This window comes from Xanthobacter sp. (assembly GCF_041911315.1).
Classification (GTDB): Bacteria; Pseudomonadota; Alphaproteobacteria; order Rhizobiales; family Xanthobacteraceae; genus Xanthobacter; species Xanthobacter aminoxidans.
Map to the genome: position 1 here is coordinate 48,837 of NZ_JAYRPE010000093.1, position 19,171 is coordinate 68,007.

The window sequence follows — 19,171 nt, forward strand, 5'->3', positions numbered from 1 at the left end:
GAGGAACGCCCCGATGCGCACATTGTTCGTTTCCGCTCTCCTCCTCGCCGCCGCCACCGGCTCGGCCTATGCCGATCCGGACGTGGCCAAGGGCGAGACCGTTTTCAAGAAATGCATGGCCTGCCATGCCATTGGCCCGGATGCCAAGGTGAAGGTCGGCCCGCCGCTGAACGGCATCGTCGGCGCCAAGTGGGGGCATTTCGAGGGCTACGCCTATTCCCAGGATATCAAGGACGGCGCCGCCGCCGGCAAGGTCTGGGACGTGGCCACCCTCAACGACTATATCGAGAACCCCAAGCATCTGGCACCGAAGGGGAAAATGGCCTTCGCGGGGGTCAAGAGCGAGTCGGAGCGGGCGGACCTCATCGCCTTCCTCGCCCAGTTCAAGCCCGACGGCAGCAAGTGACGCTATAGCCGGCTAATTGAATGCGAGACGCGCCACGGCCACGGCCGGGGCGCAGTCGGCCGCTAGGCCCGCGAGGCGGGTGTCGCCGGCGAGCAGCAGTCCGGCATGACGGTAGGGGCGCCCCGTTCGTTGCGCCAGCCGCCCCACCAGGAAACGACCCACACCGGCCCCGATCAGAGGGGCATCGGGCGCGACACCTCCGGCGGACGAGACCTGGGCCAGGGCCATGTGGAGGCGGTGCATCTGCACCTCCGCCGCCGCCGCCGCGAGGGCCTTTGCTTCCTCCATGGTTGAGGGGCCGAGATCGCGCCCCACCATCCGCAAAAGCCGGCGGGCACTGGCGTCGCACGTCTTGTCGCCGCCATCGGCGGCGGGGTGGAGGTCGGCCCCATCGGGCAATTCGCCGGTCAGCCGATGCACGTCGGCCGTGGTGGCAAAATACTCCGCCATGAGGGGAACGAGCCGCCCGCGAAACGGCAGGGCCTGCGCCAGCGCCATCACCGGTGTGCGGGCCGCGCCGGTATAGACCAGCTCCCCGGTCTCCAGCCGCGCGGCATCCGAATAGCCGCGAAAGCAAAGTTGCGAGCCGGCAAAGGGAATGAGATCGGTGGTGGTCGAGCCGATGTCCGCGAGGATGCCATCGCCCGCAATGGCGGCCAGCGCCGCGGCGGTGGCGTGCCAGTTGGCTGAAGCGATGTCGGTGGTATTCAGATGAGCTTCCGAGAGACTGACAAAGCCGGCTCTGCCCGCATAAATGCGGGTGTCAGGCCCCAGTAACCCCCCCAGTTCGGTGGCAATATCGATGACGCCAGTTGCCCTGTCAGGCCACAGGTCGACAAGTTCGCCCGTCATCGTCACCACGGAGCGACCCGACGTGGGGGGCATGGTCGCCATCGCCTCCCGCAGTCGGTCGAGACCCTGCCAGAGGGCACAGGGCGCCAGGTGGATGGATACCAGCGCGCCGTCCGGTCCCAGGACTGCCCGCTTGAGATGGGCGCCGCCCACGTCCCAGCCGATCAGGAGGTCGCTCATGCCAGGGCCAGCTCCACGGGCGCGGGATGAAGGGGCGCCTCGCCGGCCCCTGCCGCAAGGGCGGGGAGGAGGGTGGCCGGGTTGCGGCCCAGCGCCTGCCGGAGGCCGGCATAGGCAGTGGTGAGGCGGGGATTGATCTCCACCACCACCGGTCCCGCCGCGGTCAGGATGATGTCGATGCCGATGAAGCCGTCGAGGCCCGGGCAGGCGGCGACCACCTCCCGCGCCAGGGACGCCAGCCGGCCGTCGTCCGCCTGCGCACCCACGGTCAGGCCGGAGAGGGAGAGGCGGCCGTCGCGCACGGTGATGTGCTGGCGGTTTACGGTGAGGAGGTGCGCCTCGCCCGCCACCGCCAGAACGGTGAGGCTCGCCGCGTCTCCTTCCACATAGGGCTGGATCACCACGCCCTCCGTCGCCTCCGGGGTGGCGGGTACGCCGGGGGGCCAGAGGAAGGTGGCGTCGCAGCCGGCGCCGTCGTCCGGCTTGGTGATTCGGGCGCCGGGAATCTCGGGCGCCTCGGCCAGCGGATAGGTCGGAACGTGCGGCACGCCCGCCAGCGCCAGGCGGCGGGCGGTTTCCAGCTTGCTGGTGGCGATGAGGATGGCCTCGGGGGTGGAGGCCAGCACCGGCTTGCCCGTCGCCGCGAGCATGCGCACGAGATCGGCGAGGATGCCCCCCGTCTCCGGCGCCACCGGCCAGATGAGGTCGGCGTCGTCGGCCAGCGTCCGCCACAGCACCCAGGCGCTGGCGTGGAGCCCCACCGGGATCGCGCCTTCAAGGGGGAGGCGCTCGTCGCAGGTGGTGAGAATCTCGGGCGGCGACGGTAGCGCGGCGAGGTCGGCCAGCATGGCATCGCGGATCAGCGCCGCCTCGGCCGCGAGGCTCGGCGGCAGCGTCTCGCGGCGCATGCCGCCGCCGGTCACATACTCGAGCACCAGAACGCGCATGTCGGTCTCCGGCGCCGGTCAGGCGCTCACCGTCTCGCCCACGAGGCAGGCGGCCAGCGGCTCGGCCATGTTGCGGCCGGTGGCGTCGAACAGGCCGTGCCAGGCCGGCATGGAATTCACCTCCAGCACCTTCAGCCGCCCCTCCGCGTCTCGGATGAGGTCGACCCCGGCATAGCTGGCGCCCACGGCCGCGGCCGCGCGCACCGCATAATCCGCCAGAAGCCCCTCGGCCGCCACCTCGGCGCCGGTGGCGCCCTGGTGGATGTTGGTGATCCAGCCCTTGGCCCGGCGGGCCATGGCCGCCTCGGCGCGGCTGCCCACCACGAACACGCGGAAATCCTCGTGGATTGCATCCGGCCCGCCCTGGGCCGGCGCCGCCACGAAATCCTGCAGGTAATAGACCCCGCCCACCGCCTCGGGCTCCGGCAGCGCGCCCTTGGGGGGAATGCGCTCCAGCCCGCGACCCTGCGCGCCGAAGAGGGGCTTCAGCACGCTGTCGCCCGGAGCCGAGTCCACCAGCATGCGCGCGGTGGCGGCCTCTTCCAGCACAAGGGTGCGCGGGGTGGGCAGGCCGGCATGGGCGAGCAGGAAGGTGGTGGCGCTCTTGTCCACGCAGCGCTCGATGGCGCGGGCATCGTTCATGACCCGCACCCCCAGCGCGGCCAGCGCGTGCAGCACGCCGAGCCGGTGGGTAATCTGCTCCAGCGTGCCGGCGGGCACCGAGCGCACGAAGCAGGCCTCCGGCAGATCGTCGCCGAATCCGGGCAGCAGCAGGCCGTGCGCCGTCTCGCCCACGGCGAAGCCGCAGGCGCGCAGCGAGACGATGCGGGGCTTTACGCCCCGCGCCTTCAGGGCAGCCACCAGCGAGCGGGTGTGCCAGTCCACCCGCTCGGCAAAGATCACGAAGCCGGCCACCTCACACCCCGAAGGAGCGGGCGATGAGGTTGGCGTCGAAGCCGCCGGCGGTGAAGCTCGTGCCCTGCTCCATGGCCGTCACGGTCACGCGGGCGGGGGAGAACAGCAGCGGGTCCACCTTGTAGAAGTCGCAGTCATAGCCCGCGAAGATCTCGCCGAACGGCCGGCCATAATCGCGCGAGGCGAGCGAGGGCAGGCGCTTGGCGAGATCCTGCGCGGCCTCGGACGAGCCGCGCACGAAGAGCTGCACGTCGCCGCCATAGAGCACCGCATCGTTGGTGCGGCCCATGGCGGTGAGAAAATCCGGCGAGGGCGGCGCCACGGGGGCGGAGCCGATGCCGTCCACGATGTGCTCCAGCGGGAAATGGAGCGCGTGCGCCTTGTGCAGCGCCACTTCCAGCACGCGGGCGACGATCTGCACCGTGCCGGCCAGCGACGAGGTGGGGGTGAGGATGAAGGTGACGGCCGTGGGCGCCACGCCGCAGCGGCTCGCCACCTCCTGCACCACCTCGGCGGGCGGGGCGACGCCGGTCTCCAGCACCAGAGCGACATGATCGCCATGGTCGCGGCAGCCGAGTTCCGCGAACAGCGGCTCCACCGCCGCCATGGCCCGGCCGGGGCCGGAGCCGAGGGCGAAGAAGTCGCCGTGGGCGAGGCTCCAGCCGGCATACTGGCTGGCGAGGCACGCGGTGACAGGATCGGTGGTGGTGACGCTCACCAAAGTGTCGAAGGGCGAGAAGCGCCCGCCGGGCACGAGGGCCACCTTGCCGAGGCCGCCGAGGCAGATTTCGGCGATGCGCCGTCCGGCCTCCAGCGAGCCGGGCACGTCGATGCCGGCATCGACGATGCGGCAGCCCAGCGGGCCGGTGGAGACAGCGAGCCGCAGCTGCGTGGCGTCGGCCACCAGCGCCTCCACGAGGGGCGCCACCTGATGGGCGAGGCTGATGCCGCCGGGAAGGGGCATGTCGGCGGCGAGGGCGTGAGATTTTGTCATGGCCGCACCTCTCGCGCGGGGCAAACGGCGGCGATCCCCGCGCAGCAGGCGCGGAGCCGGCGGGGAGAAGAGATGATCGTGCGCATGGGGCTCAGGCGTCCAGGGTTCTCGCCAGCTCGAACACCACCGGAAGGTCGATGAAGAGCGGGGTGGTGGTCTCGCACATGCGCTTCAGCAGGGTGTGCTGGACCGCGTATTTGAGATTGCCGATGGCGAGCGCGCCGATGCCGATGCCGTGGGGCAACTGGGCCGCCGCATCGTGGGCGCCGATGCCGGCGATGCCGGCGGGGGGCACGGCGTTCACATCCGCCGCGACGATGAGGTTCTTCGCCGCTTCGAGGTGCGCGGCGTTGAGGATCTGCACGCCCGCCTTGCCGGTGGCGAGGATGACTTCGGCGGAGGGCACCAGCGCCGCCTTGTCCGCATCCGTCACGGCGGCGGTGCAGGAGACGTCGAGGCCGAAGCGGGTCTTGATGTCCCGCGCCTTCTCTTCCACAGCGGCCACCTCGCGATGGCTGACGAGGGTCACGTCCGCGCCCGCGCTGGCGGCGATCACGGCGGCCACCGAGCCCACCACGCCGGTGGCGCCGTAGATCTGCACCTTCGCGCCCTTGAGGCCGTCGGCGCGGACCTTCACCAGGGCCTGCTCCACCTTGGCGATCATGGCGGCGGCGGTGGTGAAGGAGCCGGCCGGATCGGGGAAGATGGAAATCTCGAAGGGCGGGAAAATGGAGGCCTTCGCCTCATTGGCCATGTCGAAGGCCAGCGCCGCATCCTTGCCGCCGATGAACAGGCCGGTGCGCGGTGCCGCCTGCGGGGCGCGCGAGAACATCATGTCCTGCGTCAGGTCGCGGACTTCCTCCGGCTTCACCCGCGAGTATTGCGCGATGGTGAGATAGCCGGCGTCGGCCGCCATGTTCACGTCGAACGGGCTCACATGCGCGAGCGGCGTGATGATGTGGAGAATGGGGGGAATAGAGGCGGAATCCGCCATGGGTCAGCTCCGTGCCAAAGGGAAACATAAGCGGGTGGCTTCGCCCCTAAGCTTCAGAGGAAGCTCAGGGAACGCCGCGGTTGTTTCCCCGCACGCAAGTCAATGGAGGGATTGTTTAATCATGTGGAGGGACGGCGCAAGCCCTGCCGTTTCCCGCGCAGCAGGAATCGTTGCTGCAATGCGGAACGGGTTTTGCGCGGGAGGGCGCGGTGCGGCGGCTTGCGCGTCGTTGCGCTGCGATGGCCTGCGACACGGACACGCGGACGGGGGGCACGCAAGTGTCATCGCCCGCACGAGGCGGGCGATGACGGTGGTGCGGGTGCCGGAAGGGAAAGCCCTCAGGCGATCAGGCGGTAGGCGGGCAGCGTGAGGAATTCCTCGAAGCTGTCGGCCAGCGTCATGTCGGAGAACAGCTTGATGGCCTCGGGGAAGCGGCCGGAATCGTAGACCTCCGGGCCGAGCACCGAGCGCAGGTTCGCCATCTCGTCGTCCAGCAGAGCGCGGAACAGCTCGGGCGTCACCGCCCGGCCGTCGTCCAGCGTGGCGCCGAGGTGGATCCACTGCCACACCTGCGCACGGCTGATCTCGGCGGTGGCCGCATCCTCCATGAGATTGTAGAGCGGCACCGCGCCGCGACCGCGCAGCCACGCCTCGATGTACTGCACGCCGACGCGGATGTTCTCGCGCAGGCCGGCTTCCGAGCGGGTGCCCTGATGCACCTCCAGCAGGTCGTCGCGGGTGACGGCCACGTCGCTCGGCTTGGCGTCGCGCTGGTTGGCGGCGGGCATCAGGCGGTTGAACACCTCTATGGCCACCGGCACGAGGTCCGGATGGGCCACCCAGGTGCCGTCGCAGCCCGAATTGGCCTCGCGCTCCTTGTCGGCCTTCACCTTGGCGAAGGCGGCGGCGTTGGCTTCCGCATCGCCCTTCACCGGGATCTGCGCGGCCATGCCGCCCATGGCGAAGGCGTTGCGGCGGTGGCAGGTGCGCACGAGGAGGATGCCGTAGGCCTTCAGGAAAGCCTCGCTCATCACCATGCGGCTGCGGTCCGGGGTGAGGAAGCGGTCGTTCTTCCCGAGGCGCTTGATGAAGGAGAAGATGTAGTCCCAGCGGCCGAGGTTGAGGCCGGCGATGTGGTCCTTCATCTCGAACAGGATCTCGTCCATCTCGAACACCGCGGGCAGCGTCTCGATGAGGACGGTGGCCTTGATGGTGCCGACCGGCAGGCCGAGCGCCTTCTGGGCGGCGACGAACACCTCGTTCCACAGCCGGGCCTCGAGATGGCTCTCGGTCTTCGGCAGATAGAAATAGGGGCCGGAGCCCTGCGCCAGCGCGGCCTTGGCGTTGTGGAAGACGTAGAGGCCGAAGTCGAACAGCGCGCCGGAAATCTCCTCGCCGTCCACCAGCACATGGGCTTCCGGCAGATGCCAGCCGCGCGGGCGGATGATGAGCACGGCCGGGGTGGCGCCGAGCTTGTAGGACTTGCCGTTGTTGGCGTCGACGAAGTCGATGGCGCCGGCCCAGCGGTCCTTCAGATTGATCTGGCCCTCGATCATGTTCTCCCACACCGGGGAGGAGGCATCCTCGAAGTCCGCCATGAATACCTTGGCGCCGGAGTTCAGCGCGTTGACGATCATCTTGCGGTCCACCGGCCCGGTGATCTCGACGCGGCGGTCGAGCAAATCGGCGGGCAGGTCCGCGATGGTCCAGTCGCCGTCACGGACGGCCTTGGTCTCGGGCAGGAAGTCGGGCAGCTCGCCGGCGTCGAACTTCACCTGCCGCTCGGCGCGGCGGGCCAGCAGGGCCTTGCGGGTGGGGTTGAAGGTGCGGTGCAGGTCGGCGACGAAGGCCAGCGCCTCGGGGGTCAGGATCTCGTCGAAGCGGGGGCCGAGCGCGCCGGTGATCTCGACGCCCGCGGCCGGGGCAGTCTTCAGGGCAGGGGACGACATGATGTCGGGTCTCCTTGAGAGGAGCCTGAAGCGCGTGGCGTCGCCGCAGGCGGGAACCGTCCCGAGGCCGTGGCAGCCCCGGGGCGGGATGGAATGCGTCAGCGCGCGGCCGTGACGGCCGAAAGAAGCGCGCGCGCAGCGTGTTCGGGATCGGGGGCGGCGCAGATGGCGGACACCACCGCCACCCCGTCCGCCCCGGCGCGGATGACCTCGGCGGCAAGCGCGCCGTCGATGCCGCCGATGCCGACGATGGGCAGGCGGGTGAGCGCGCGCACCGCCGTGACGCCGGCCGCGCCGATGGCGGCGCCGGCATCCTTCTTGGTGCCGGTGGCCTTCACCGGACCGACGCCGAGATAATCCACGACGCCGATGTCGGACGCGGCGAATTCCGCCGGATTGCCCACGGAGAGGCCGAGGATGCGCTCCGGCCCCAGAAGGGCGCGGGCGTCGGCGGGGGCCATGTCGTCCTGGCCGAGATGCACGCCGTCGGCGTCCGCCGCCACCGCCACGTCCACCCGGTCGTTGATGATGAGCGGGATGGCGAGCGGAGCCAGCAGCGCCTTCAGCGCGCGGGCCTGCTCCACCAGCGCGCGGCCATGGGCGTCGGGATCGCGCAATTGCACGATGGTCGCGCCGCCCTTCACTGCCGCTTCGACGGTCGCGACCAGACCCCGCGCCGCGACGAGGCGCGGGTCGGTGACGAGGTACAGGGTCAGGTCGAAGGGACGGGGCATCGTCTGGCTCACGGGTGCGGGCGTGCTGCGGCGCAGCGTAAGCCGCCCCGCTCCCTTATCTCAATGCGCTTCGGTGCGAAACGTCGCATGCGACGAAGGTCTATTGACCGCATCGCACATGCGTCTTTGCCCAATCGGCAACAATCCTCAGGCTGCTTTCGCCCGTCCGGCCAAAGCGGCGGGGGCGGGACCGCCGGTGGCCCAGTCCAGCAGCTCCACCGTGTGGACGATGGGAATGGAGGTGCCGGAGCCGATCTGCGTCATGCAGCCGATGTTGCCGGCGGCGATCACGTCGGGGGCCAGCGCCTCCAGCGTCGTCACCTTGCGGGCCTTGAGCTGCCCGGCAATCTCGCTCTGGAGCATGTTGTAGGTGCCGGCCGAGCCGCAGCACAGATGCGGATCGAACGGCTCCACCACCTCGAAGCCGACGCGGCGCAGGAGGTCCATCGGCGGCGTCTTCACCTTCTGCCCGTGCTGGAGCGAGCAGGCGGAATGGTAGGCGACGCGCATCCCGCGCGGCGTCTCGGCCTTCGGCAGGTCGAGGGTGGGCAGAAACTCGCTGATGTCCCGCGTGATGGCCGAGACCCGCGCCGCTTTCTCCGCATAGGCGGGGTCGAGGCGCAGCATGTAGCCATAGTCCTTGATGGGCGTGCCGCAGCCGGAGGTGGTGACGAGGATGGCGTCGAGCCCCTCGGTCTCCATCTCCCTGATCCACACGTCCACATTGTTGCGGGCGAAAGCGAGCGCCTCTTCCTCCCGGCCCATGTGATGGACCAGCGCGCCGCAGCAGCCCTCGCCCTTCACCCGCACCACGTCCACCCCCTGCCGGGTGAGGAGGCGGATGGCGGCCTCGTCGATGCCGGGGTTCAGCACCGGCTGGGCGCAGCCCTTGAGCAGCGCCACCCGCGCCCGGCGGGTGCCGTGGGCGGGATGGACGCCGCCCTTGTCGTCCGCCGCGCGGCCATGGGGCAGGCCGGGGGCGAGGCGTAGCATGGCGGCGAGCGGCTTCAGCGCCGGCACTTTCGCGAACAGGCCGGCGAACGGCTTGCCGGCCAGCGCGCCCATGAGGGCGAGGCGGAAGCGGTCGGGATAGGGCAGCACCCTGGCCAGCACTTCCCGGATCATCCGGTCGGCGGTGGGGCGCGAATAGGTCTTCTCGATATGGACACGGGCGGTGTCCACGAGGTGCATGTAGTTCACGCCCGAGGGGCAGGTGGACATGCAGGAGAGGCAGGAGAGGCAGCGGTCGATGTGCTTCACCTCCTCCTGCGTCGCCGGCCGGTCGTTCTCCAGCATGTCCTTGATGAGATAGATGCGCCCGCGCGGGCTATCCAGCTCGTCCCCGAGCAGCACGTAGGTGGGGCAGGTGGCGGTGCAGAAGCCGCAATGCACGCATTTGCGCAGGATGGAATTGGCCGCCTCCACATGCGGATCGGCGAGCTGGGCGAGGGTGAAGTTGGTCTGCATGGGCGCTCAGCCGTGACGGAGGAACGAGGGGACGGGGGTGCGGGCCATCTCACATCCCCGCATGCATGCGGCCGGGATTGAGCACCAGGCCGGGATCGAAGCTCTCCTTCACCCGCTTGGTCAGCGCCGCCAGCGCCCCGTCGAGGGGCTGGAACACGGCGGTGCGGGCGCGCTCGGCCGCGCTGGCGCGAATGAGCGTCGCGTGGCCGCCGAAGGGGGCAAGGGCGGCGCGCACGTCGTCCGCATGGGCGGCTTCGCCCGGCAGGCAGAGCCAGATCAGGCCGCCGGCCCAGTCGCAATAGGCTTCGCCGCCGAGGTCGGCGGCCAGCTTCGCCGCCAGTTCCGGCCCCGCCTTGGGCTGGGTGGAGAGGCGCCAGACCGCCCGTTCGCCCGAGCCGGCGAAGGGGATTACGTCGCGCACCGCCTGCCACAGGGGGCGGGAGGTCTCGGTCTCCAGCACTTCGGCCCGGCCGATGCCGGCCAGCACCTTGAGCAGCATGGCGCGCCGGGCCGACACGGAGGGCGGCACGCCCTCCATGCGCAGGGCGACCAGCGCCGGGGAGCCGGACAGGCCGGGCAGGCGTCCCGCCACGCCTTCGGGCAGGAAGGCGGCGCCGGACACCTCGCAGGACGAGCCCATGGCGGCGGAGAGCGCCGCCGCCGCCTCGGCCGGCGAGGCGACACGGGCGATGACGGTCTCCTCCATGGGCGGACGCGGCAGCACCTTGAGCGTGATCTCGGTGGCGATGCACAGCGTGCCGAAGGCCCCGGCCATCAGGCGGGGCAGATCATAGCCGGTGACGTTCTTCACCACCCGCCCGCCGGACTTGAACGGCTCGCCGCGGCCGGACACCGCCTTGATGCCGAGGGCATGGTCGCGCACCGCGCCGTGGCTGATGCGGCGGGGGCCGGCAAGGTTCACCGCGAACATGCCGCCGATCGTGCCCCGCCCGGCGGTGCCGCCGAGCAGCGGCCCGGTATCCATGGGCTCGAAGGCCAGCATCTGCCCGCGCGCCGCCACCATCTCCTCGATGTCGGCGCGGGGCGTGCCGGCGCGGGCGGAGAGCACCAGCTCTTCCGGCTCATAGAGGGTGACGCCCGAGAGGGCGGAGAGGTCGAGGGTGAGGTCGGTCTGGCTCGGCCGGCCGAGGGCCTGCTGGGAGCCGTGGCCGCGCACTTCCAGCGTCTTGCCGGCGCCGAGGGCGGTGCGGACCGCCTCCGCGACCTCCTGCTCGTCGCGCGCTGCGATGATGTCGCTCATGATCTGGGCCCTGGATAGGTGAAGGCGCGCGCTCTAAAAGCGCGGCAGGTCCGGGAACGGCAGCGCGCCGCCCGACACGTGCATGCGGCCCATTTCGGCGCAGCGGTGCAGGGTGGGGAACACCTTTCCGGGGTTCAGCAGGCTCTTGTCGTCGAAGGCGCATTTCAGCCGCAGCTGCTGGGCGAGATCGACCTCATTGAACATGGTGGGCATGAGGTCGCGCTTCTCCACGCCCACGCCGTGCTCGCCGGTGAGCACACCGCCCACCTCCACGCACAGCCTGAGGATGTCGGCGCCGAAATTCTCCGCCGCCTCCAGCTCGCCCGGCGCGTTCGCATCATAGAGGATGAGCGGGTGCAGGTTGCCGTCACCCGCGTGGAACACGTTGGCGACGCGCAGGCCGTACTGCACCGAGAGTTCGCGCATGCGCGAGAGCACATAGGGCAACTGGCGGCGCGGGATGGTGCCGTCCATGCAGAGGTAATCGGGCGAGAGGCGCCCCACCGCCGGGAAGGCGGCCTTGCGCCCGGCCCAGAAGCCGAGCCGCTCCGCTTCGCTGGTGGAGACGCGCAGCGTGACCGAATTGCAGCCTTCGGCGATGCGCGTCACCTCCTCCAGAAGGTGGGCGCATTCCGCCTCCGGGCCGTCCAGCTCGACGATGAGCAGGGCTTCCACATCCAGCGGATAGCCCACGTTCACGAAGGCCTCGGCGGCGGCGATGGCGTCGCGGTCCATCATCTCGATGGCGGCCGGGATGATGCCGCCGCCGATGATCCGCGCCACGCACTCGCCGGCATCCTCGGAGGTGGGGAAGCCCACCAGCACCGCGCGGGCGGTGTCCGGCTTCTTGAGAAGGCGCACGGTGACTTCCGTCACCACCCCCAGCAGCCCCTCGGACCCGATGATGACGGAGAGGAGATCGAGCCCGCCGGCATCGAGATGCTTGCCGCCGAAGCGCACGATCTCGCCGGTGATGAGCACCATCTCGACGCCCAGCACGTTGTTGGTGGTGAGGCCGTATTTCAGGCAGTGCACGCCGCCGGAATTCTCCCCCACATTGCCGCCGATGGAGCAGGCGATCTGCGAGGAGGGGTCGGGCGCGTAATAGAAGCCGAGATGGTCCACCGCCTTGGAGATGCCGAGGTTCGTCACCCCCGGCTGCACCACGCAGGCGCGGTTGGCGGTGTCGATGTCGAGCACGCGGTTGAACTTGCCGAGCCCCAGCAGCACCGCATCCTGAAGCGGCAAAGAGCCGCCCGAGAGCGAGGTGCCCGAGCCGCGCGGCACCACGCGGATCTCGTTGTCGTGGCAGTATTTGAGAACGGCGGCCACCTGTTCGGTGGTGCTCGGGAGCACCACCACGAGGGGCAATTGGCGATAGGCGGTGAGGCCGTCGGATTCGTAAGGCCGCATCTCCCGTTCGTGGGCGATGACGCCCTCGCCGGGCACGATGGCCCGGAGCGCGGCGATGATCTCCTCCCGTCGGGCGAGCACCCGAGCATCCGCTTCCGGCAGCCTGAGGCCCGGAGTGGTTCCCGTCATGTCGGCGTCCCTTTGAGCCGTTCTTGTTGGAGGAACTATAATCGGTTCATTCGGGAAAAAACGTCGCCCATTCTTTCCCTGACGGATAAAGTCGCGGCCCGAAGACAAAACAATCGGCCGGCGCATGACCCCCGGCCAGGAGGAGCGTCGATCGATGATCGGCAATCTGGGTGACCTTGAAATCTTCGCGCGCATCGTCACCGCCGGCAGCCTTTCCGCCGCCGGGCGGGAAATGGGGCTCTCCCCGCCGGTGGTGTCGAAGCGCGTGCAGCGGCTGGAGGAGCGGCTTGGTGCCCGCCTGTTCCAGCGCACCACGCGCAAGGTGGCGCTCACCGAGGCGGGGCAGGGCTTCTACGAGCGGGTCGTCACCATCCTCGCCTCCATCGAGGAGGCGGAAAGCCAGCTCGCCCGCAAGTCCACCGAGGCGCGGGGCCTGCTGCGCGTGTCGGCGCCCACCTCCTTCGGCCGGCTGCACATCGCGCCGAACCTCCTGCCGCTCATGGAGGCGAACCCCGATCTCACCATCGACCTCGAACTGTCGGACAGTTTTGTGGACATCGTGGGCGAGGGTTTCGACGTGGCGGTGCGCATCGCCGACCTCGACGATTCCAGCCTCGTCGCCCGCCGCCTCGCCCCGGTCCACCGGGTGCTGTGCGCGACGCCGGACTATCTCGCCCGCGCCGGCGAGCCGAAACAGATCTCCGAACTCTCCGCCCACGTTCTCCTCGCCACCCACGGGCAGGACCCGTGGAAGCTCGAGGGGCCGGAGGGGGCGGTGACGCTGCGCGTGCATTCCCAGTTGCGCACCAATTCCAACGAGGTGGTGCGCGAGGCGGTGCTCGCCTCGGTGGGCATCGCGCTGCGCTCCACCTGGGATGTGGGGCCGGAACTGCGCTCGGGCGCGCTGAAGGTGGTGCTGCCGCGCTGGCGCGCCTCCCACCGGGTGGGCCTGTTCGCGGTCTATCCCTCCCGCCGCTTCCTGCCGCAGAAGGTGCGCGTCTTCATCGACCACCTCGCCGCCCTCTACGGCCAGGGCCACGGCGGCATCCCGCCCTGGGACGAGGGCCTCTCGCGCCTGTTCGAGCCGGAGCCGCAGGGCTGAGGCGCGGGACGGGCTGCCAAGGTGTTGTTGCGCCCAGTGAATTGTCACCACCGTCATGCCCGGCCTTGTGCCGGGCATCCACGTCGGGCCGATGGCGCGATGGATGAAGACCTGACCCCGGCCCCACCACGTGGATGGCCAGGACAAGCCCGGCCATGACGGTTGTTGTTGGGACACGCGCGCATCCCGGGGACACGGGAGCCCCACTCCCCACTCCCCACTCCCCCCTCCTCCGACAAGCGGAAATCGGGTTGGCCTTTCCAGTGGGCGCGTTCATAAGGGCGGCATTGCCGCGACGTGACTGTTGATTGCCCCGCTCAAGATGACCAAGCCCCCTCCTGTTCCCCTCACCCTCGCCGGCATGGCGGAAGGCGCCCGCGCCATGCTGCCGCTGATGCCCGGCATCGCCGCCTTCGGCATGGCCTTCGGCGCCGCCTCCATTCAGAAGAGCTTCACCCTGCTGGAGGCGACGCTCTCCTCGGCGCTGGTGTTCGCCGGCCTCGCCCAGATGGTGGCGCTGGAAGGCTGGACCCAGCATTGGACCGCCGGCTCCCTTTTGGCGCTCGGCTTCCTCACCATGACCGTGAACATGCGCCACGTGCTGATGGGCGCATCGCTGCGGCCCTGGCTCGGCACGCTGCCGGCGTGGAAGTCCTATCCGGCGCTGATGATGATGGCCGACAACAATTGGGCCGGGGCCCTGCGCTATCGCGCCGAGGGCGGCAGCGATGCCGGCTTCTTCGTCGGCTCGGGTCTCATCACCTGGGTGGTGTGGGTGCTGGCCACCGCGGTGGGGCACCTCGTGGGCGGCGGCATTCCCGATCCGAAGGCGGTGGGAATCGACCTGGTGGTGCCCGCCTTCTTCATCGCCATGCTGCTCCCCAACTGGAAGGGCAAGCGCGAGGCGGTGGGCTGGGGCGTGGCGGCGGCGGTCTCAACCGCCGTGTCGTTCGTGCTGCCGGGCTGGTGGTTCATCGTGATCGGCGCCGTGGCGGGCGCGCTCGCAGGCGGGTTCACCGACGATGACCGTTGATGCCGGCACCCTCACCGCCATCCTCGTGATGGCGGCCGCCACCGCCTTCAACCGCGCCGGCGGCTTCGGGCTGATGCGGCTCGTGCCCGTGACGCCGCGCGTGCGCCGGGTGCTGGACTGCCTGCCCGGCGCGGTGCTGGTGGCGCTGCTGGTGCCCGGCGCCGTGCAGGGCGCGGTGAAGGGCGACATGGGCATGCTGGGCGGCCTCGCCGCCGCCCTCGTCGTCACCCGCCTCACCCGCAGCGACCTCCTCGCCGTGGTGGTGGCCATGGCGGTGGCCGCGGGGATCAGGGCGTTCTGGGGCTAAGATCAGGCGGCGGTCGATCTGGTCCACCCCCCGGCCCTTGGAGCCGTCACCCCCCGGTTCATCCGGGGGATCCACCGTCCCGCCGGTCCCATCTGAGACGTCAGGCACCGGTTCAGACCATCCGTGGATCGCCCGCACGAGGCGGGCGATGACGGCGCTGAAGGGGAGGGGTGCCCCAAACGAAAACGGCGGGCCGAAGCCCGCCGCTGATTCCTCATCCGATGACCTATGACCTTTGCCTCAGCCCGGCGCGCCGGGCTTCGCCGCGGCCTGGGTACCGGGGGCGGTGGCCGGTGCGGCGGGGGCGACGGACGGGTCCGCCGGCTTGGGCTTGGGCTTCGGCCGCGGCGTGGTGATGGAGCGCACCTGGGTGATCACCTCATCATGGAGGCGCGGCGACTTCTCGATGTTGAAGTGATCGATGCCGCCGATGGCGTTCAGGTTGCGGTTGACGATGTTGCCACGGAAACCCGGGCCGGCCGTCAGGCGCTTACCGTAGCCATTGTTGGACTGGTAGTAGTTGACGAAATAGCCCGCCGAGGCGCCCACCTGGGTCACGCCCACCGGATCGAAGGTCACCACCAGCTTGGGCGGGGTGCCCAGCGCGGTCAGGCGCTCGGCCATCTCCACCGCCGCATCGGCGCCGAGGGAATGGCCGACGATGATGATGGGGGAATTGCCGGTGGCCCGGCTCTCTGCGGCGGCGGCGTCGGCGAGGGACGCCCACTGGCCGTATTCGTGCACCGTCGCGGGGATGCCGCGGGCGTTCAGCTTCTTGGCAAGGTCGTCCATGCCCAGCGAGAAGACGTTGGCGAGCCCCCGCAAAAGGTAGACGTGGCCGCGGTTCTGCTGGGCCAGCGCCGGCTGGGCGACGCAGAGGACGACGACCGCTGCAAACAGCGCCCGGACGAAGCGCAAGCCAACTTTCATTGTCTCACCATTGCTGAAAAGTGACCGAGTACTGCCGCCAAAATGACGGACGGGCAATACCGGATTGCTTATCCGGCACATGCGCGGGGTCGGGGGTGACGTTTTTTCCCGCCCCGTGTCGCGCCTGCATCACGCCGGCCGCGGAGGTAAATTCGCGTTTTGCGAGGAACTCAGTGTACTGTACCGTTGAAGTTGTGGTAGCCTCGAATTACTTCCCTTCAGTCAGGTGAGGACGAAGTCGTGCGAGTGCTCGCAATTGGAACGGCTGGCGGTGCGCAGATCAGCGCGCTGGCGCCGTCATGGCCCATTTTCTGCCAGGATGGCTTGCGGCGGGGCAGGGGCGAACCGGTCCAGCCGTTGCCGTCAGACCCTCAGGTCCAGCCGGGGCGCCCACCCGGGGGAATCCTGTTGGTGGCCGTGTTTTCAGCCATCTCCGGCGCCATCATGGGCTGCATGTTCGGCGGCTTCCTCACCGTCGCGCTGGCGATCTTCCTCGCCGTGCCGCTGGGTGTGGCGCTGGGCATCTGGGCGTCGCGCCTGACCCAATAAGCCGGCGCTCGCTGCAGCCCGTTTGCGGTTGCCGCTCCATCAACCCCCTCAGCGCGTCGGTCCGCCCACCAGCAGCACATGCAGGCTGCGCGGACCATGGGCGCCGAGCAGCAGGGTCTGCTCGATGTCGGCGGACCGCGACGGGCCGGTGATCCAGTTCACCGTGCGCGGCAGCACGCTTTCGCCATAGCGGGCGCGGATCAAGTCCCACACGCTCTCGTAGTCCCCCGCCACGTCGGCCGCGTCCACCACCACCAGGTGGTGGTCGGGGAGCAGGTTGAGGGTGGAGGGGTTCTCCGGGCCTGAGAGCATCACCACAGTCCCTGATTCGGCGATGCCCGCGAAGGCGTGGGAGAGGCCGGCGAGCTGGCGCCCGTCCGAGGGGCCGATCCACACGTCGAGGGCCGGGGCGCGCTCCCACGGCAAAGCGGCGAGGCGGTCGTCCGCGCCGCGCAGGATGGTCATGGGCAGGTTGCGCGACCTGAGATAGGCGGCGATCGCCTCCGGCACCTCGGCCGTGGAGGCTAGGTGATCGATGGTCGCCGCCGCGCCGATCACCATGTCGCGGAACAGAGCGAGGCGTTCGGCCTCCGGCAACTGCCCGCGCGCCGGGATGACGCCGCGCGGATGCGAGGCGATGCGGTCCGCCACCGCCTGCCGGCGCGGTGCCTCCTGAGAGGTCACGCCCAGCGCAGCGCGGATGGAGGCGAAGACGGTGTCGCGCGAACTCATCAGTGCACCCCTTGTCCTGAAGCCGCGCGACGCTCCGCCTGCCGGGCGCGCCATTGGGCCTGGAAGGTGTCGCCCTGCGGCGCCGGGAAATCGCGATGCTGCGTCCACCCGCCGGCAAGCGGCAGGGCGGCGAAGCGCCCCTTGGTCCGACCCAGAAGCGAAAGTGCGCCCATGGCGAGCCGCGTCGCCGGCCGGTAGAGCCAGCCGCGCCGGGCGAAGAAGCCCCACACGCCAAGGCCGAAGCGCTGGGTCGCCGGGGTCAGGTGGCGCTCGAATTCCTTTTCCCGCCAGTGCCGCATCAGCTTCGGCAGGGGGATGCGCATAGGGCACACCTCCTCGCAGCGGCCGCAGAAGGTGGAGGCGTTGGGCAGGTTGCGCCCCTTCTCCACGCCGATGAGCGCCGGGGTGAGCACCGAGCCGATGGGGCCGGGATAGACCCAGCCGTACGCATGCCCGCCCACCGCGTGATAGACCGGGCAATGGTTCATGCAGGCGCCGCAGCGGATGCAGCGCAGCACCTCGCGCAGCTGCCCGCCGAGCATGGACGAGCGGCCGTTGTCGAGGATCACCACGTGATATTCGCCCGGCCCGTCCGGGTCGCCGGGGCGGCGCGGGCCGGTGGAGAAGGTGGTGTAGACGCTCATGTCCTGCCCGGTGGCCGAGCGGGCCAGCACGCGCAGGATCTGGCTCACGTCCTCCAGCGTCGGCACCAGCTTTTCCAGCGACGCGAGCACGATGTGCGCCTTCGGCAGGGTCTGGGTGAGGTCGCCGTTGCCCTCGTTGGTGACGATGATGGAGGTGCCCGTCTCCGCCACCAGGAAGTTGGCGCCGGTGATGCCCACGTCCGCGGCGAGGAACTTCTGGCGCAATTCGCCCCGCGCCTCGGCGAGCAGCGAGGTGGGCTCGGAGAGATCGCGCTCCGGGGGCAGATGGGCGTGGACGCGGCGGAAGTCGGCTTCCACCTGATCCTTGTTGAGGTGGATGGCGGGGGCGATGATGTGGGAGGGCGCCTCGCCGCGGATCTGGATGAGATATTCGCCCAGATCCGTCTCCACCGGCTGGATGCCGGCCGCCGCGAGATGGTCGTTGAGGCCGATCTCCTCGGAGATCATGCTCTTGCCCTTGGTCACGGTCTTCGCGCCGAGGCGCTTGCAGATGTCCGTGACGATGGCCCGCGCATCCGCCGCATCCACGGCGAAATGCACGTGGCCGCCGGCCTCCTTCGCCTTGGCCTCGAAGCGCTCGAGATAGAGGTCGAGGTGGGCCAGCGTGTGGTTCTTGATGTCGCGCGCCGAGTCCCGCAGGGCGTCGAACTCCGGCAGCTTCCCGGCCGCCGCCGCGCGCTTGCCGATGAAGCCGGGGCCGACCTTGGAGAGCGCCCCCTGCAGCGGCAGGTCGGCCAGCGCCTTCTTCGCATTGTCCTTGAAGCGGGGGGTGGTGATCTCGACGCTCATCGTTTCGCCTCCCGGGCGGCGGGCTCGCCGATGGCGGGCGCGTTGCCCATGCCGGCGAGTACTTCGGCGACGTGGAGCGCGCGCACTGCGTGGCCCTCGCGCTGGAGCTTGCCGGCCATGTTCATGAGGCAGCCGAGATCGCCGGCCAGCAGCGTATCCGCGCCGGTGGTGGCGATGTTGGCGGACTTCTTCTCCACGATGGCGTTGGAGACATCAGGATATTTCACGCAGAAGGTGCCGCCGAAGCCGCAGCAGGTGTCGGCATCCTTCATCTCCTCCAGCGCCAGCCCCTCCACTGTTTCGAGCAGGAGGCGCGGCTGCGCCTTCACCCCCAGCTCGCGCAGGCCTGAGCAGCTGTCGTGATAGGTGACGGTGCCCTCATAGGCGGCTTCCACCGAGGTGACGCCGCGAACGTCCACGAGGAAGGACGTCAGCTCGAACACCTTGGCGCAGAAGCGCTCCACCCGCCCGGCCCAGTCCGGCTCGCCGGTGAACAGCTCGGGATAGTGGGTCTTGATCATGCCGGCGCAGGAGCCGGAGGGGGCGACCACGTAATCGAAGGTCTCGAACGCGGCGATCATCTCTTCCGCCAGCGCCCGGGTGGTGGCGCGGTCGCCGGAATTGAAGGCGGGCTGGCCGCAGCAGGTCTGCGGCGGCACGGCCACCTCGCAGCCGGCATCTTCCAGCAGCTTGGCGGCGGCAAAGCCCACCGAGGGGCGGATGGTGTCCACGAGGCAGGTGCAGAATAGGCCCACCCGCGGGTGGCGCGCCCCATCGGGCGAAGTGTGCGCGGTCATGATGCCCCGTGCGTTGGATCGGGCGC

The 19,171-nt window shown here is 69.9% G+C and carries 19 protein-coding genes; 5 read left to right on the forward strand and 14 right to left on the reverse strand.

Going from position 1 to position 19,171, the window contains the following annotated elements; translation table 11 throughout:
• Nucleotides 1-13: 13 nt before the first annotated feature.
• Nucleotides 14-406: a cytochrome c family protein gene (locus ACE3QW_RS25340; protein WP_024281394.1), complete on the forward strand. Its 393-nt coding sequence runs from the start codon at nt 14-16 to the stop codon at nt 404-406.
• A gap of 12 nt (nt 407-418) precedes the next feature.
• Here ACE3QW_RS25340 and ACE3QW_RS25345 read toward each other — a convergent pair whose 3' ends face one another.
• From ACE3QW_RS25345 to ACE3QW_RS25390, 10 genes are all read right to left on the reverse strand, one after another.
• The gene (locus tag ACE3QW_RS25345; RefSeq protein ID WP_374254868.1) at nt 419-1,438 is read right to left on the reverse strand and encodes a hydantoinase/oxoprolinase family protein; all 1,020 of its coding nucleotides are present in this window, start codon (nt 1,436-1,438) and stop codon (nt 419-421) included.
• On the reverse strand, nt 1,435-2,385 hold the full coding sequence (locus ACE3QW_RS25350; RefSeq protein WP_374254869.1) for an ATP-grasp domain-containing protein: 951 nt from the start codon (nt 2,383-2,385) through the stop codon (nt 1,435-1,437). Before ACE3QW_RS25350 ends, ACE3QW_RS25345 begins: the two co-directional genes overlap by 4 nt.
• 18 nt (nt 2,386-2,403) lie before the next feature.
• The gene (locus tag ACE3QW_RS25355) at nt 2,404-3,300 is read right to left on the reverse strand and encodes a RimK family alpha-L-glutamate ligase (protein ID WP_374254871.1); all 897 of its coding nucleotides are present in this window, start codon (nt 3,298-3,300) and stop codon (nt 2,404-2,406) included.
• 1 nt (nt 3,301) lies between these two features.
• Entirely contained in the window at nt 3,302-4,294 is a 993-nt protein-coding gene (mch, locus tag ACE3QW_RS25360) for a methenyltetrahydromethanopterin cyclohydrolase (RefSeq protein ID WP_374254873.1), read from the reverse strand.
• Between the two features lie 91 nt (nt 4,295-4,385).
• A complete protein-coding gene (locus ACE3QW_RS25365; RefSeq protein ID WP_250165521.1) occupies nt 4,386-5,288 on the reverse strand; it encodes an NAD(P)-dependent methylenetetrahydromethanopterin dehydrogenase in 903 nt (300 codons plus the stop codon).
• Nucleotides 5,289-5,626: 338 nt separating this feature from the next.
• A complete protein-coding gene (gene aceB / locus ACE3QW_RS25370; protein ID WP_374254875.1) occupies nt 5,627-7,237 on the reverse strand; it encodes a malate synthase A in 1,611 nt (536 codons plus the stop codon).
• A gap of 98 nt (nt 7,238-7,335) precedes the next feature.
• Nucleotides 7,336-7,971: a thiamine phosphate synthase gene (thiE, locus tag ACE3QW_RS25375; protein ID WP_374254877.1), complete on the reverse strand. Its 636-nt coding sequence runs from the start codon at nt 7,969-7,971 to the stop codon at nt 7,336-7,338.
• A gap of 147 nt (nt 7,972-8,118) precedes the next feature.
• A complete protein-coding gene (gene glcF, locus ACE3QW_RS25380) occupies nt 8,119-9,438 on the reverse strand; it encodes a glycolate oxidase subunit GlcF (protein ID WP_374254879.1) in 1,320 nt (439 codons plus the stop codon).
• Between the two features lie 49 nt (nt 9,439-9,487).
• Nucleotides 9,488-10,699 (reverse strand): glycolate oxidase subunit GlcE, encoded by a 1,212-nt coding sequence (gene glcE, locus ACE3QW_RS25385; protein WP_374254880.1) that lies wholly within the window; start codon nt 10,697-10,699, stop codon nt 9,488-9,490.
• A gap of 33 nt (nt 10,700-10,732) precedes the next feature.
• Nucleotides 10,733-12,241 (reverse strand): FAD-linked oxidase C-terminal domain-containing protein, encoded by a 1,509-nt coding sequence (locus ACE3QW_RS25390; RefSeq protein ID WP_250165526.1) that lies wholly within the window; start codon nt 12,239-12,241, stop codon nt 10,733-10,735.
• Nucleotides 12,242-12,395: 154 nt separating this feature from the next.
• On the opposite strand from ACE3QW_RS25390, the gene ACE3QW_RS25395 reads away from it, so the two are divergent.
• From ACE3QW_RS25395 to ACE3QW_RS25405, 3 genes are all read left to right on the forward strand, one after another.
• On the forward strand, nt 12,396-13,343 hold the full coding sequence (locus ACE3QW_RS25395; protein ID WP_029556368.1) for a LysR family transcriptional regulator: 948 nt from the start codon (nt 12,396-12,398) through the stop codon (nt 13,341-13,343).
• 322 nt (nt 13,344-13,665) lie between these two features.
• The gene (locus tag ACE3QW_RS25400; protein WP_029556369.1) at nt 13,666-14,376 is read left to right on the forward strand and encodes an AzlC family ABC transporter permease; all 711 of its coding nucleotides are present in this window, start codon (nt 13,666-13,668) and stop codon (nt 14,374-14,376) included.
• A complete protein-coding gene (locus tag ACE3QW_RS25405) occupies nt 14,366-14,683 on the forward strand; it encodes an AzlD family protein (protein ID WP_374254882.1) in 318 nt (105 codons plus the stop codon). Before ACE3QW_RS25400 ends, ACE3QW_RS25405 begins: the two co-directional genes overlap by 11 nt.
• Nucleotides 14,684-14,923: 240 nt before the next feature.
• Here ACE3QW_RS25405 and ACE3QW_RS25410 read toward each other — a convergent pair whose 3' ends face one another.
• The gene (locus tag ACE3QW_RS25410) at nt 14,924-15,601 is read right to left on the reverse strand and encodes a thioesterase domain-containing protein (RefSeq protein ID WP_374254884.1); all 678 of its coding nucleotides are present in this window, start codon (nt 15,599-15,601) and stop codon (nt 14,924-14,926) included.
• Between the two features lie 423 nt (nt 15,602-16,024).
• Here ACE3QW_RS25410 and ACE3QW_RS25415 point away from each other — a divergent pair, with 423 nt between their 5' ends.
• Entirely contained in the window at nt 16,025-16,162 is a 138-nt protein-coding gene (locus ACE3QW_RS25415) for a hypothetical protein (protein WP_156026274.1), read from the forward strand.
• A 48-nt stretch (nt 16,163-16,210) separates the two neighbouring features.
• On the opposite strand, the gene ACE3QW_RS25420 is transcribed toward ACE3QW_RS25415, so the two are convergent.
• Genes ACE3QW_RS25420 through ACE3QW_RS25430 form a run of 3 tightly spaced genes read right to left on the reverse strand, consistent with a single transcriptional unit; the run spans nt 16,211 to nt 19,145 of the window.
• The gene (locus tag ACE3QW_RS25420; protein WP_374254886.1) at nt 16,211-16,894 is read right to left on the reverse strand and encodes a lactate utilization protein C; all 684 of its coding nucleotides are present in this window, start codon (nt 16,892-16,894) and stop codon (nt 16,211-16,213) included.
• Nucleotides 16,894-18,348: a lactate utilization protein B gene (locus ACE3QW_RS25425; RefSeq protein WP_374254888.1), complete on the reverse strand. Its 1,455-nt coding sequence runs from the start codon at nt 18,346-18,348 to the stop codon at nt 16,894-16,896. Before ACE3QW_RS25425 ends, ACE3QW_RS25420 begins: the two co-directional genes overlap by 1 nt.
• A complete protein-coding gene (locus ACE3QW_RS25430) occupies nt 18,345-19,145 on the reverse strand; it encodes a (Fe-S)-binding protein (RefSeq protein ID WP_374254890.1) in 801 nt (266 codons plus the stop codon). Before ACE3QW_RS25430 ends, ACE3QW_RS25425 begins: the two co-directional genes overlap by 4 nt.
• Nucleotides 19,146-19,171 lie beyond the last annotated feature (26 nt).

What these genes read in the sequence shown, in the direction of transcription:
- ACE3QW_RS25340 (WP_024281394.1), top strand. Translation starts at nt 14, where the DNA reads ATGCGCACATTGTTCGTTTCCGCTCTCCTCCTCGCCGCCGCCACCGGC.
- ACE3QW_RS25345 (WP_374254868.1), bottom strand. Translation starts at nt 1,438, where the DNA reads ATGAGCGACCTCCTGATCGGCTGGGACGTGGGCGGCGCCCATCTCAAG.
- ACE3QW_RS25350 (WP_374254869.1), bottom strand. Translation starts at nt 2,385, where the DNA reads ATGCGCGTTCTGGTGCTCGAGTATGTGACCGGCGGCGGCATGCGCCGC.
- mch (WP_374254873.1), bottom strand. Translation starts at nt 4,294, where the DNA reads ATGACAAAATCTCACGCCCTCGCCGCCGACATGCCCCTTCCCGGCGGC.
- ACE3QW_RS25365 (WP_250165521.1), bottom strand. Translation starts at nt 5,288, where the DNA reads ATGGCGGATTCCGCCTCTATTCCCCCCATTCTCCACATCATCACGCCG.
- aceB (WP_374254875.1), bottom strand. Translation starts at nt 7,237, where the DNA reads ATGTCGTCCCCTGCCCTGAAGACTGCCCCGGCCGCGGGCGTCGAGATC.
- thiE (WP_374254877.1), bottom strand. Translation starts at nt 7,971, where the DNA reads ATGCCCCGTCCCTTCGACCTGACCCTGTACCTCGTCACCGACCCGCGC.
- glcF (WP_374254879.1), bottom strand. Translation starts at nt 9,438, where the DNA reads ATGCAGACCAACTTCACCCTCGCCCAGCTCGCCGATCCGCATGTGGAG.
- glcE (WP_374254880.1), bottom strand. Translation starts at nt 10,699, where the DNA reads ATGAGCGACATCATCGCAGCGCGCGACGAGCAGGAGGTCGCGGAGGCG.
- ACE3QW_RS25390 (WP_250165526.1), bottom strand. Translation starts at nt 12,241, where the DNA reads ATGACGGGAACCACTCCGGGCCTCAGGCTGCCGGAAGCGGATGCTCGG.
- ACE3QW_RS25395 (WP_029556368.1), top strand. Translation starts at nt 12,396, where the DNA reads ATGATCGGCAATCTGGGTGACCTTGAAATCTTCGCGCGCATCGTCACC.
- ACE3QW_RS25400 (WP_029556369.1), top strand. Translation starts at nt 13,666, where the DNA reads ATGACCAAGCCCCCTCCTGTTCCCCTCACCCTCGCCGGCATGGCGGAA.
- ACE3QW_RS25405 (WP_374254882.1), top strand. Translation starts at nt 14,366, where the DNA reads ATGACCGTTGATGCCGGCACCCTCACCGCCATCCTCGTGATGGCGGCC.
- ACE3QW_RS25420 (WP_374254886.1), bottom strand. Translation starts at nt 16,894, where the DNA reads ATGAGTTCGCGCGACACCGTCTTCGCCTCCATCCGCGCTGCGCTGGGC.
- ACE3QW_RS25425 (WP_374254888.1), bottom strand. Translation starts at nt 18,348, where the DNA reads ATGAGCGTCGAGATCACCACCCCCCGCTTCAAGGACAATGCGAAGAAG.
- ACE3QW_RS25430 (WP_374254890.1), bottom strand. Translation starts at nt 19,145, where the DNA reads ATGACCGCGCACACTTCGCCCGATGGGGCGCGCCACCCGCGGGTGGGC.